The sequence below is a fragment of the Kaistella sp. CFF1-2 genome (assembly GCF_059509915.1).
Map to the genome: position 1 here is coordinate 370,201 of NZ_JCAKLF010000003.1, position 13,493 is coordinate 383,693.

8 protein-coding genes are annotated in these 13,493 nt (G+C 36.1%); 2 read left to right on the forward strand and 6 right to left on the reverse strand.

All coding sequences use genetic code 11. From position 1 onward, the window contains the following. Positions 1-47 precede the first annotated feature (47 nt). The 5 genes from AC5XHR_RS10965 to AC5XHR_RS10985 all read right to left on the reverse strand — a co-directional run bounded on the left by AC5XHR_RS10965 (position 48) and on the right by AC5XHR_RS10985 (position 9,510). Complete coding sequence (locus AC5XHR_RS10965; protein WP_495950836.1) at positions 48-1,361, reverse strand: ABC transporter permease; 1,314 nt, start codon at positions 1,359-1,361, stop codon at positions 48-50. Next, on the reverse strand, positions 1,358-2,275 hold the full coding sequence (locus tag AC5XHR_RS10970) for an ABC transporter ATP-binding protein (RefSeq protein ID WP_495950837.1): 918 nt from the start codon (positions 2,273-2,275) through the stop codon (positions 1,358-1,360). Before AC5XHR_RS10970 ends, AC5XHR_RS10965 begins: the two co-directional genes overlap by 4 nt. An 81-nt stretch (positions 2,276-2,356) precedes the next feature. Then, positions 2,357-3,358 (reverse strand): tRNA dihydrouridine synthase DusB, encoded by a 1,002-nt coding sequence (gene dusB, locus AC5XHR_RS10975; RefSeq protein WP_495950838.1) that lies wholly within the window; start codon positions 3,356-3,358, stop codon positions 2,357-2,359. Positions 3,359-3,398: 40 nt separating this feature from the next. Beyond that, positions 3,399-6,629, reverse strand: coding sequence for a DUF8818 domain-containing protein (locus AC5XHR_RS10980; RefSeq protein ID WP_495950839.1), 3,231 nt, complete (start codon positions 6,627-6,629; stop codon positions 3,399-3,401). 79 nt (positions 6,630-6,708) lie between these two features. Then, positions 6,709-9,510, reverse strand: coding sequence for an aminopeptidase (locus AC5XHR_RS10985; protein ID WP_495950840.1), 2,802 nt, complete (start codon positions 9,508-9,510; stop codon positions 6,709-6,711). A gap of 103 nt (positions 9,511-9,613) precedes the next feature. Here AC5XHR_RS10985 and AC5XHR_RS10990 point away from each other — a divergent pair, with 103 nt between their 5' ends. After that, positions 9,614-10,462 (forward strand): DUF4846 domain-containing protein, encoded by an 849-nt coding sequence (locus AC5XHR_RS10990; protein ID WP_495950841.1) that lies wholly within the window; start codon positions 9,614-9,616, stop codon positions 10,460-10,462. Positions 10,463-10,469: 7 nt separating this feature from the next. Here AC5XHR_RS10990 and pyrF read toward each other — a convergent pair whose 3' ends face one another. Then, a complete protein-coding gene (pyrF, locus tag AC5XHR_RS10995; protein WP_495950842.1) occupies positions 10,470-11,831 on the reverse strand; it encodes an orotidine-5'-phosphate decarboxylase in 1,362 nt (453 codons plus the stop codon). 62 nt (positions 11,832-11,893) lie between these two features. Here pyrF and AC5XHR_RS11000 point away from each other — a divergent pair, with 62 nt between their 5' ends. Next, complete coding sequence (locus AC5XHR_RS11000) at positions 11,894-13,456, forward strand: serine hydrolase (protein ID WP_495950843.1); 1,563 nt, start codon at positions 11,894-11,896, stop codon at positions 13,454-13,456. Positions 13,457-13,493 lie beyond the last annotated feature (37 nt).

The following is a 13,493-nucleotide window of genomic DNA, read 5'->3' on the forward strand; positions in this document are numbered from 1 at the left end:
AAATCGAGTGCATTTGCACTCGATTTTTTGTTTTATAGCTATTGAAATTAGCTTCCTTTAATCCATTTCCACATTTCTTTCATGCTTGCTTTATTGCCGTACAATAAAATCCCTATTCTGTAGATTTTACCAGCCAAATAGATTGTTAATACTGTTGTTCCTAATAATAACAGGAGCGAAACGATAATTTGCCATACAGGGACTCCAAACGGAATTCGGGCAACCATCGCAACAGGTGACGTAAATGGAATCATCGATAACCAAAACGCCATCGGCCCATCTGGATTATTCATAATCGTCATACTTCCATACATCCCCACAGTAAGCGGAATAATCGCAAATAAAGTGAATTGTTGCGTTTCTGTTTCATTATCTACAGCTGAGCCTACAGCGGCGTAAATCGAGCTATAAAAGATGTATCCTAAGAGGAAAAACAAAATGAATACACCAATAACCATTGGAATATTTAAATCCAATAAAACATGGGAAATTTCACTTGCGTATTGTTGAAAGTTAAATGCTTCTACAACTTCAGGATTTTGTTCCATTTGAGTTTGAACAGTAGAAAATCCAGTATTGAAAAATACGGCAGCAACAACGGTCATTAAGATCCAAATAACGAATTGTGTCAACGCAACCAAAGTGACACCAAGGATTTTTCCAACCATTAAATCAAATGGTTTTACTGATGAAATAATGATTTCAACAACTCGGTTATTTTTCTCTTCCAAAACGCTTCGCATCACACGAACGCCATAAATAATGATGAACATGAACGTTGCGTACGTTAAAAGCATAGCAAGTCCACTTTTTACAGCAAACGCCATATTAGAGTCGCCTTGATCGCCCGAATTGATGTTTTCTACCTTCAAGTCGAATGATTTATCTAACCCTTTTATCTGAGCTTCATTAACGCCTAAATCTTTTACTTTTTGTTTTTGGATTACTTGTTTTAGATCGTTTGCGACTTCCTTTTTCGTGTCGAATCCAATTTTTTTATTCACCAAAAGCAACGTCTGCTTCTCTAAAAGATCGTACTGATTTCCTTGTAATTCAGGGATAATTAAGATACCATCGATTTCCTGATCTTCTTTCGAAAGTTCGGTTTTAAATTTAGATTCTTCAGCAGTCGGAATGAAGTTATAGGCAACCGTTTTGGTTGATTTAATTTCATTTTTGAACAACCCACTTTTATCAACCACTTGAATAACGGAAGACGACTCATTGGCTTTGAACATCACCGAAATCAAAACTCCGAAACCAACCATCAATAGAGGCGCCAATATCGTCATCACGATAAAGGATTTCTTTTTTACTTGGGTAAGATATTCCCTTTTTGTAATTAATAGAATGTTTTTCATGATGGATTTGTTTGGCTTACCGCTTTAATAAAAACTTCGTTCATACTCGGGATTCTTTCGTCAAAACTTCGCACGTTTCCTATAGAAACAAGGTCTTTTACGATTTGATTTTGAGATGAAATATTCGAAATATCAAAATTCAAAATTCCATTTTCTAAAGTCACTTGATCCAATTGATGTTGATTTTTAAATGCATCAAACGCTTCTTGATTAACATCAGAAAGAGCAACTTTGAAGATGTTTTGTTTGAATTGTTCGCGAACATCAAAGACTTTTCCATCCAAAACCTTTCTCGAATTGTTGATTAATGCAACATAATCGCACATTTCCTCCACGCTTTCCATGCGGTGAGTGGAAAGAATAATGGTGGTTCCTTCGTTCTTCAGACGGATGATTTGATCTTTAATCAAATTGGCATTTACAGGGTCAAAACCAGAAAACGGCTCATCCAAAATCAACAATTCCGGTCGATGTAAAACCGTTACCACAAACTGAATTTTTTGCGCCATCCCCTTGGAAAGTTCGGCTAGTTTTTTCTTCCACCAATGATCGATGTGAAGAATGTCAAACCATTTTTGAGCTTCCGCAAGTGCATCGCTTTTGCTCATTCCTTTCAATTCACCAAAATACAAAAGTTGATCTCCGACGGTCATGTTTTTATACAAACCACGTTCTTCAGGCATATAGCCGATGTTTTTGATGTGATCTGCATTCAATAGTTGATCGTTGATATAGACTTGCCCCGCATCGGGTTTCGTAATTTGATTAACGATTCGGATGAATGATGTTTTTCCCGCTCCGTTTGGTCCAAGAAGGCCATAAATACTGGACTTTGGAACGTTGATAGAAAAATCTTGCAGCGCAATTTTTTTCCCAGAGTCGTAGGTTTTAAGAATATTTTCTGCTCTAAGCATGTTCATTAATTTCAAGTAATTAGTGTACGTTTACCGCAGATTGTTACAGTTTTTAGAGGCTTTTTCTTGTTTAGAAAAGCTTTAGCTGAGGTTATTCGCGTAGAAATCTTCGTAGAAAAATTGCGTTTCTTCAATTAACGCATCCATTTCTTCTAAAGTGAAAACTTCTAGAAAACGTTTTTTGAATTCTTTAAAATGTGGAATTCCACGGAAATAATTGCTGTAATGTTGGCGCATTTCCACCAAGCCAATACGTTCGCCTTTCCATTCTGTACTCCACAATGCATGGTTTTTTACGGCTTCTAAACGGTCTTTTATCGTAGGCTCAGGTAGAATTTCGCCCGTTTCAAAATAATGTTTGATTTCATTAAAAATCCAAGGATAGCCAATGGCACCACGACCGATCATTACTCCGTCGCAAGCGTATTTGTCTTTGTATTCTTTGGCTTTTTCGGGTGAATCAATATCGCCATTTCCAAAAATTGGAATTTCAATATTAGGATTGTTTTTAATTCGGGAAATATGCTCCCAATCGGCTTCGCCTTTATACATTTGAGCACGCGTTCGCGCATGGATTGTTAAAGCTTTAATTCCCGTGTCTTGCAAACGTTCAGCAACTTCGTCAATGTTGATGGAATCGTTGTCCCAGCCTAAACGAGTTTTTACGGTAACAGGCAAATGGGTTGATGTCACAACCGCTTTTGTCAAGCGGACCATCAAGTCAATATCTTTCAAAACGCCCGCGCCAGCTCCTTTGCAAACCACTTTCTTAACGGGGCAACCGAAATTAATATCAACCAAATCCGGTTCAACGGTTTCTACAATGCGAGCGGACATCGCCATAGCTTCTTCATCACCACCAAAAATTTGGATTCCAACGGGACGCTCATAATCGAAAATGTCCAACTTTTTTCGGCTTTTTATGGCATCACGAATTAGTCCTTCCGAGGAAATGAATTCTGAATACATCAAATCTGCGCCATGCATTTTGCAAAGCTTTCGAAAAGGTGGATCACTTACGTCTTCCATTGGAGCGAGTAAGAGTGGGAATTCAGGAAGTTCTATGTTGCCAATTTTTACCATGCTGCAAAGATACGAAATGAAAAAAAAGTAGCAGCAAAGTCTAGAAACTTGCTTTGATTTGTACCGAACCAATGTGAATGGTTCTGTCTGTGGAGTTTCTGCCTTCGTAATTAATATTCATTATAATAAATGACGTGATGTTTTGTTGCACAAATAAACTCCAAACTTGATTTTTTCCGGCTTTCAATCCATCTAACATTTGATTTCCAACAACTGAAAATGAATTTCCAGTAAAATCATTTTGGATGAAAGAGAAACTTCCACGAATGGACGTTTTTTTATGTTCCCATTGTAAAGCACCCGTTAAATCTAGTGTTTTTAAATCTTCTTCGCCATCTCTTCGGTCTTTGTTAATCCACGCCGTAGAAAGTTCGGCTTGCAAACTTTCCGCGAATTTATAGGTTGCTTTTGGGCGGGTTTCCAAAATATCCAAAAGATAGTTTCGAGTCGAAAATAACTGCGAATTATTTGAGTTTTTAGCCAAACTTGTTTCCCAATCCAATCTCAAGTTCTTTTGAAATTTGTATCCGAAATTCACAAAATGGCTGTTTCGATTGCTTTCTTCTAAACTAAAATTTGCGTTGATCATGTTGAGATTGTTTATCCAGCGATAATTGGCATTCCAACCTGATTTTTCGGAAGGATTAAACATCGCCGAAAACAATACATTTTGATTTTTCAGAATTTGATCATTCTCTTTTTTAAATGGATTCAGAATGACAACTTGTTCTTTTTTGAAGAATGAATTTTGTGAAAGCAAGGAGAAATTGAAATTCCAACGTTTCAAGAACTGATTTTCCGATTTGAATATAATATATGGATTGACAAACAAAGACAACTGTAATTTGTTTTTATTGGAAGGCGTGTACGTTACCGTATTGGTGTAAACACGGATGTATTGGGCAAGATCCGAATATTCAGCAACCTCGAATTCATCCAATTGCTGAACGCCATCGCCGTTGTAATCGGTCCACTTGTAAACGCCTTGTCCATCGGTAACTTTAATGTATTGAAAAGCTCTTTGGGCTTCTTGTCCGTTTCCAAGTTCGTAAAAGGCTTGCAAACGCATTCCGTTATTGAAAAGTTGCTGATTGTAAACAATATTTCCAACGATGAAATCTTGATTTCCAGACCAAACATCATTTTCTTGTTGGTAGAAAAACTTACGATAATGGAGTAGAGCGCTTAATTGTGTTTTCTCGGTTTTGATTAACTCACTTTCGGCAACAAAGCCAATAATATGGTTGAAATCTTGTAGGCGATTGTCCAAAATAGAATCATTATCTCGGAAGTAGACTTTCGTCATTAATTTCGTTCGAGAAGAGTCACCAATTTTCTTTTGTACAAAAACCTCCTTCCAACTAAAACTAGAAAGGTCGTATTGATTGGTTTCATTGATTTTCTTCAAGTTATGTTCCATGCTTCCTCCAATCGCCCAACTTCCTTTTTTACCATGATATTCGGCAACGGCTTGTCCGCGGATGAATTCGGTGTCGAGGCTGGTACTTTTCGTGTTCAAATAAGATGCTTGCGCTTTGGTTTCTACAGATTTATATTTCCATCCAAAATCAAAATCATTTTTCAGACCTCGATATGAATCTTGTTCATCTAAATAATTGAGACGATAATTGGCAAAACCTTTATTTTTCCACGTATTTAAAAATGAGAAAATAAAGCGATTTTGTGTTTTTTGGTTGAATTCTTGAGCCAAATTAAAATCACGCGAAAATTCAACATCATTAATTCGATCCAGAATATGAAATCGAGAGCTGATTCGCTGATATTCAAACGTTGGTGTTCCTTTCCAATCTCCTTTTTTAAACGTTTTTTCACCAAAAACTCGACCTGCATAACCGATGTTTTCTTTTTGATCTAGACTAGAAAATAAGTTAATGTCGTAGTTACTTAAGGAAAAATCGGCTCCAATTTTTCCATCCGAAATTTCATAAGCCACATTTGCTGAAATAACTTGCGTTTTCACGGGAGACGGAAGCTTTCGCACGGCAGAATAATCTCCTAAATAAGTTCCAACGAATTCAAAAACACGTCCGTTGTTGGTAGTTTGCGTCAATTTGTAATCACCTTTTCCTGTTCCAAAATAGGTAAAAGCGACTTCATAGAGTGTTTCATTAGGATCAGTAGAAAATTCGTAAAAATCCCCATTTGCATTGGTGATTTTACGATAGAGAATTTTATTGACATCGTACTCAACCACTTTTCCCGAAGGCGCAAACATAAGGTCAGGATTATTCCCAGCTTGTGCGAGGATTTGTTCATCTTCTTTACTTAGATTCAGTGCCAACGGCGAATTCTTGTTATCATTTTCCAAAAACCATGATAGCCCAGCCTGAAAGCGTTCTCTTTTATGTTGAAGTTCTCCCGTGATCAAAAATCGAGAATAATTTCGATTGGTGTAATTGTAGGAAATGGTAATGAAGTTTTGTTTGTAAATCGGTCGGAACGATGTAAATGTGATTTCGCCCGTGTTGTAATTGATGATGTAATCTAGGTTTTCGCCTCGTTTCATCAGAACTCCATCAATAAAAACCTGTTCCGAACCTGAAATAATGGTAATGAAATTTTCACCATTCTTACCCGTTAAACGATATGGTCCTTGATTGCCTTCAATTCCTTGAAATCGAATCCGGTGAAATTCGGCACGTGCAACGCCCGCAGATAGATTAAGATAAGTGTTATTGTCTTTTCCGAAGCGAGTTTCAAATTGGAGTCCCATACTTCGTCGCTGATACCTTCCGAAATAGGTTTTCTCATCTTGTAAATCCAAGTGGCCAGCTCGTAAAATTGAATTTTTACGGATGTTTAGCTGGATGTAAATTTTATCAAATTCTTCTAAAGTTTGCGTATATCCATCAGCTTGAATGGGTAAATTGTGATCTGATATACTTGCTAAAATAGAAACATCAGGAGAAAGTTTTCCACTAATTTGCATATCCATCGTACTTTGCACAGAAGAACCTTGGTTGTTTCCGAAAGTGACCCCACGAATAATAGATCCTTTTGATTGTAAGTCCCCAAGTATTTTGGAGCGATCATTTTTTACTTTTAATTCTTCCTCAATATATCGAGTATGCTGCTTTTTAATGAAATCTAGCGTGTCTTTTTGGAATACATCTTTGTTGATTTTGGAAGCGATAAGACTATCTTTTTTTAAGCTGTCTTTTGTGTTCGGATTTTGCCAACGAAAAACCTGAGCTCTAATGCTTATCAGACCCAAGAAAAGAATAAATAAGAGGCAGTAAATCTTCTTCAAACCAAACTATCCAAATTCGTTGTAAAATAACGGAATATCTTGTTGATTATTGAGCTGAGAAAAGATTTTCTTCAGGTTTTTAGAACCAGCCTCTTCTGAAATAGCTGGTTACCGCTCCTAAATCAAAAACTAAAGTATAACGAATTCGTTTACCGTAATCTTTAAACGAAGGTTCGAATCCTAAACTGGATTGTATTGGGAAATAAATTTCTAGGAAATCAGGAATCACTTTCAGCTTTACGCCGCTATCCCAGATAAATTGAGGATTTTGCTGCTTACTTTTATACACTCCGGCATCACCATACAGATTAAACCACTTCCAAACATGAGCGTCTACATTCGTACTAAAAATCCATTGATTAGCTGATTTTCCAACATCCGATTTAAAACCTCCTTCAGCTAGAATAAATTGTTGAGCCAAGATTCCATCGGTTGCACTTTGTCCTAGAAGTCCATACGAAAAGGCATAATTCGAGATTCTAGAAATCCCGAAATCGAATAAATCATTTCTCGTTTTATTGTTGATAAATGCGCCTCCAAAAACTCGGAAAGCTATTTTTTTATCTCTAGCATATTCAAAACGGTATGATGCTTCAGCGGATAACTTTTGAAAATCTTCCATAAATTGGAGGTTTCCGCCAAATGCAAATTCATGAATCATTCGGTTTTCCGAGTATCCATAACCAATACTAAACAAATTGTAACGGTCATAATCTTTGTTTAGAATCATTTCGGGCGAAAGATCTTTATCAAAAAAGTTATAAGAAATACTTAAGTTTCGGTTAATTGTACTTCTCGGATCCTTCGTGAAATTCATACTTCCTAATAACGAAAGTTTTCGGTAGCCTAAATTATAATTGTAATGGAAAGTAGAACCTGCTGCACCAAAAGTTAGTGAACGAAAGAAACTATTTAAAGGTCGATAACTATAGGCAACACTTGCAGAACCCATCATTTTACCTGTTCCTGTACTAAAATAAGGCGTTGCAGAATAAACAAAGTCCTGATCAAACAACGATTTGTTTCTAAAATTTAAACCTAATAAAACCTTATCGTACGCATTGAATGTAAAACGCGGATTGATATAAATTTCGGTGTATTCTGGATTTGGAATGTCCTGAAAAAGTTTGAATTTTAGTTTTTTCATGTTTGAAAACAAGCCAGAACTATAAAGGTAGTTGTCACCTAATTTTTTTTCAGGAAAGGAGTAGTCATCGTTAACAATGATTTTTTTAACATCATTATCTGGGATTTCTACTAAAGTATGTTTTTCGTTTTGTTTCGTATCAAACCAATATTCTTGCGTTCCGTTTTCACTTTCTGTCTTTATTCTAAATGGAATTGCATGCGGTGTATTTCGGGTAACCTTTAACTGAAGGTTTCCATTCGGAAGGTTTTTAAAGTTTTTTAATTTGAAATTAAGGTGGTTTCGCTTGTTAATTATCGGTTCAAGATAGCTGCTTTTTTGATTAGAAATGATAGATAGCTGATTTAAAAATTCTTCATTTGTAAATCCATTTTTATGTTCACCGATAAAACTCGTTAAGAAGTTTTGAAATCGATTTTCGCCCAATTCATGAGAAATGTTTGAAAATAATAAACCCGTTTCAAACTGACTTATTGCCATTTCGTTAAAGTTACTCAGCGTCGGGAAATCTTCACCAATTTTTTGATCAAAATTCTGTGAAGCTATGTATTGATAGGTGATTCCGTATCGGTCTAGCAAATTTAGTTTGGAGGCATGAGACACTTTTAACGGTCGAATTCCTAAAACTTTGACATTCTCAGTTAAATCGCCTAAAAGCTTCCTGTCCTTATAAAACGTTTCCAAATATTCCTTTTCTAAAAAGGTTTTTATTCCATTTTGGATCCAATGCTGCTCTTTTTTATAATTCGCGAAACTTGCGTCAATTGCAGCAGCAGAAATGATGCTGAAATAATCCAAATCAACCTTTTCTCCTTCGGTAAACATCGGAAATTTGAATTTCCAAAACTTAATATCATCGTTTCCGAAAAAGTCATTTTTATCTTTGAATTTTTTAGAAATGAAAAGTTTTTCTGGTAGGGTTCCGACTTGTTTTTTGATGAATTTTAACTGCAAAGGAAGATAAAACTCCAAATTCGTTTTTTCAGCTGGAGATAACGGATATCCAAAATGAATAGGAATCGTTTTTCCATCAATTTCCGTCAAAATACGATCGTTCTCAATTAACGAAATATGGAAAATCGGTTCTGTATAAAGTTGACCTTCAAAATGGGTGGACGTTGTTTTCGGAAGATTAGATTCTGACGAATACATTTCTGGAAGCGTAAAATCAATGCTCCAAAATCGGCTTCCCGAAGGTTTTTCTTCAATATCAAGATAATGTTGATTTTCTGGATAGTCTTTTTCAAACTGATCGGGAATTAAGAAAAAGTATTTCAACAAAACTTTTGCTTCATCCGAACCGTAGCCTGTAAAAGTAGATTTTGGTAAAACTAAAGAATACGTTAAATCCAGTTGAGTACTTTTTCCCGGTTCTAGTTGATGGTTCAAAGGGATTAGAAGATTTTCATTTTTCAAATCTCCTTGGAAAGGCGACGAATTCAATTCTAAATTCACCAAATGCCCTAAGTCCTTCGTTTTAGAAAAATAAAGGTCTTTTTTTCGATCTTCTAGCTTTCTTTTGGCAAGTGGAGTTCCTGTTTTTTGATACGCAGAAATCCAATTGAGCAATTTAATTTCACTAATTGGCTTATCAAACGGATTTGTATACCGCATTTTTTGATGGATGCGTAATGTTTTTAGGTCATTTTCTAAGGTCGCATGAATGTAAATGCTGTCGGTTTGGGCATTTGCAAAAAATCCCATCAATAAAAATAAGCCGATAAAACACTTCATTTTCGTCATACAGATGCCAAATATACTTGAAATCTTAAAATCATCCGCGTTAAGTTGAGAAGGAATCTGAATATTTTCTCTAATTTTGATTAAAATCAGTTTATTGAAGACATTTTTACTTTTTATTGGACTCACTTTTACTTTTCAAATGGCTTATAGTCAAGTTGAAGAAAAAGTACGACCAATTGTATATAATCCTTCAGAATCTACGATTCGAAACCGTTTTGTGCCACCGAAAGGTTTTGCATGGCAAACTGAAAAAGCGGGAACATTCGCTGATTTCTTAATTCACCAAACTTTATTGCCTGAAGGATTTCCCGTTCGTAATTTTAAAAATGAACCAACGCCTTATCAAATTTTTCATGCGGCAATTTTGGACGTTGATGTCGGTGATCGGGATTTACAACAATGCGCCGATGCTTGGATACGTTTGTATGCAGAGTTTCTTTGGAAGCAAAAACGTTTTGATGAGATTACATTTCAATTTACCAGCGGGCAATCGCTTTCATGGAATGATTTCAAAAAAGGAATTCGAACTCAAGAAGAGGGAGAGCGTGTACGTTTCTTTTCTAAAGGGAAATTTGATGATTCGTACGAGAATTTTCGGAAGTATTTGGATTTGGTTTTTCAATACGCGGGAACCATTTCTTTGGATCGAGAAAGTGTATTGGTGAAAAACAATCGAGATATTCAGGTGGGAGACATGATAATTACACCTGGAAGCCCTGGACATTGCGTGATTATCGTCGGTATTGCCAAAGACAAAATTGGCAAGAAGTTGTATCTTCTTGCCGAAAGTTTTATGCCTGCGCAGGACATCCACATTATAAAAAATCCAAAATCAAGGTTGTCTCCTTGGTACGAGTTGGATGTAAATGCACCTGTTACGGTTACTGCAAAATATCATTTTAAACCAACGACAATCAAAAGATTTTATCAATTGGCTAATTAAAATGAGATTAGGCTAACGAACTCAAATACGCTTCCCAACCTGCAATTTTGTATTCTAAAGCTGCTTTTTCAGGTTCACCAGCTTTATAAATTCCACGTCCAACGATAATGAAATCTGTTCCTAAATTATTGAAAACGTGCTCTGGCGTATTGTATTGTTGCCCTTTTCCATCACCTGCGGAATCTAGATTAACGCCCGGTGTAAAAAGTAAAATATCTTCTGGAACTGGCTTTTGAGAAACCCCACCAATAACATTTGGATGCGATTGAGCGATATTTAAAGCTTGCTCAAAATAGTTTTGATCCGTTAAAGTTCCTTTTGAAGACATACTTAAAATAGCGATAACACCGGAATTCAAGAAGAAATCTAACGATTGATATCCCCCAATAACTTGAGAAGTGATTAAGTCTGCCCAAGACGAAATTTTATAGGTTCCGTAAGAATACTGCAATTCTTGCGTACTTCCAATATCGGCAAACTTACGGTCTTCCATTAATAGGAAATTATGTTTTTCGGCAATATCACGTAGTGGAAGAATTGTGTTGTCAAAATCAAAATCGGTAATAATATCGATGTGCGTTTTTAGAGCGACAATGTGTGGACCAACCTTTTCGGCAAGAGCCAATAATTCAGCCGTCGTAATAACATCAGCCGATACAATTAGATTTGATTTTTTTTGAAATGTAATATCTAGAAGTTTTTTTGCAGCCGAATGTTGGCAGCTTTCTAGTTTCTGCTCGTACGTTGGTCTTTTCTTTTCTTCAAATTGAACTTTATTTCCTGCCAAGAAATCTTTGATACGTTGAATATCATCAGCACTTAATTGATTTTCTTCTTTCAGAATCTCGCAAACTTCAGAAATGGTAAACAACGTATGAACATTGAATCCTTTGCTTTGTAGAAGTTCCTTTCCGCCTTGTTCACGATCCAAAACCACAACAATATCCGAAACTTTAAGATCTTCTTGTTCCACTTCAGCAATGGTTTCTACAAGAGATTTTCCAGAAGTAATCACATCTTCCACCAACAAACAGTTTTGTCCTTTTTGGTAAATTCCTTCAATCATCTTCTTTGTACCGTATTCTTTCGCTTCTTTTCGCTTGATAATTAGCGGGATATAACTTTCTAAAGACATCGCCGTAGCCATAGGCAAAGCAGCGTAAGGAACTCCACAAATAAGATCAAAATTATCCAAAGGAAGCATTTCCAAAAGGTAATTTGCAAGGCTTTTTAAGATTTTAGGATCGGATGCCAAAGGCCTTAAATCCACATAAAATGGACTTTCGATACCACTTTTTAGGGTAAACCTTCCAAACTTAATGATGCCCAACTTGTAGCATTCTAAGAAAAACTCTTTTTTCGTTTCCATTTACTTTCTAGATTTTTACAAAGTTAAGGATTTCGTTATCTTTGGGAAAATAAATCTAGAGAATGAAACGCATATTTACGCTGACTTTTGTCGCTTTCTCCATTGCTTCGGCTTACGCGCAAGTAGAAGAGAAAAAAATGGATGAACTAATTCAGAATACTTTAAAGACTTTTGATGTACCCGGAATTTCCGTTGGAGTTATCAAAGATGGCAAAACGGTTTACGCCAAAGGTTTTGGAAAAAGATCTTTGAAAACCAATCAAGCGATGAATGATGAAACGTTGGTAGGAATTGCGTCGAACTCGAAAGGGTTTACATGTGTTGCATTAGCGATTTTAGCAGATGAAGGTAAACTAAATTGGAATGATCCTGTTACCAAACACATTCCAGAATTTCAAATGTATGATCCGTATGTTTCGAGTCAAGTAACCATTAAGGATTTAGTAACGCATCGTGCAGGTTTAGGATTGGGGCAAGGAGATTTAATGTTTTTCCCTGAAGGCGGTCCGTTGTCGGTAAACGACATCGTTCATAATGTTCGCTATTTGAAACCAGAAAATGGTTTTAGAGATAAATTAGACTATAATAACATCATGTTTATTGTTGCTGGCGAAGTTATCCATCGTGTTTCTGGACTTTCTTGGGCTGATTTTATTGAGCAAAGAATTTTGAAACCGGTTGGGATGAAAGCGAGTTTTGGTTCGTATAATCGTGCAGTAGCTGCAAAGTCGACAAATATTATTGATGCTCATGCGCCTGTTGATGGAAAAGCAATTGCGGTTCCTCATGATTGGAACGAAACCGCAAATGCTGCGGGCGGAATCATGTCGAATGTGGATGATATGATGATTTGGGCAGATTGTTTGATGAACGGATTTACAACGAAAAAAGGAAAAAAATTGGTTTCGGATAAGCAGATTCAGCAATTGTGGCAAATTCAACAGCCGGCTCCAATGGCTTTAAAAAATCCGTATGACTCTAATTTCTACGGTTACGGTTTGGGTTGGTTTATTTCTGATGTTAAAGGGTATCGTCAAGTTCAACATACCGGTGGTTTAATTGGTACGGTAACTCAATTTACGATGATTCCCGATCTTAAATTAGGAATTGTTGTCCTTACCAATCAACAATCGGGTGCTGCTTTTAATACGATTACAAATACCGTAAAAGACGCGTATTTAGGAATTGAAGATCGCAATTGGTTAAAAACATACGGTGATCGAATGAGTAAATACAACGAAGATGTTGAAAAAGGGAAGAAAGAAATTTTTGCAAAATCAGCTGAGTTTTCGAAAAATAAAGCCTTGCAACCAAAAGCAGAACAGTTTGTAGGAACGTATCGTGATGCTTGGTTTGGGAATGTTGTCATTACTCAAAATGGAAATGACTATCGATTAACATGTGAAAAATCTCCGCGTTTAAAAGGAAGTTTGTTGCCTTATACCAACAACACGTTTATCATTAAATGGGAAGATCGTAGTTATGATGCGGATGCATTTATCAATTTTGATTATGATGAAAAAGGTGTAGCGCAAAGTGCGAGCATAAAAGCCATTTCAGATATTACAGACTTTAGTTTTGATTTTGATGACTTGGATTTGAAACGTGTCAATACGAAAAAATAATCTTCTCGATTTAAAAATACAAAAGCGACCAATTCGG

Excerpts from the sequence above, each read along its gene's own strand:
- AC5XHR_RS10965 (WP_495950836.1), bottom strand. The coding sequence starts at position 1,361 with ATGAAAAACATTCTATTAATTACAAAAAGGGAATATCTTACCCAAGTA.
- AC5XHR_RS11000 (WP_495950843.1), top strand. The coding sequence starts at position 11,894 with ATGAAACGCATATTTACGCTGACTTTTGTCGCTTTCTCCATTGCTTCG.
- dusB (WP_495950838.1), bottom strand. The coding sequence starts at position 3,358 with ATGGTAAAAATTGGCAACATAGAACTTCCTGAATTCCCACTCTTACTC.
- AC5XHR_RS10985 (WP_495950840.1), bottom strand. The coding sequence starts at position 9,510 with ATGAAGTGTTTTATCGGCTTATTTTTATTGATGGGATTTTTTGCAAAT.
- pyrF (WP_495950842.1), bottom strand. The coding sequence starts at position 11,831 with ATGGAAACGAAAAAAGAGTTTTTCTTAGAATGCTACAAGTTGGGCATC.
- AC5XHR_RS10970 (WP_495950837.1), bottom strand. The coding sequence starts at position 2,275 with ATGCTTAGAGCAGAAAATATTCTTAAAACCTACGACTCTGGGAAAAAA.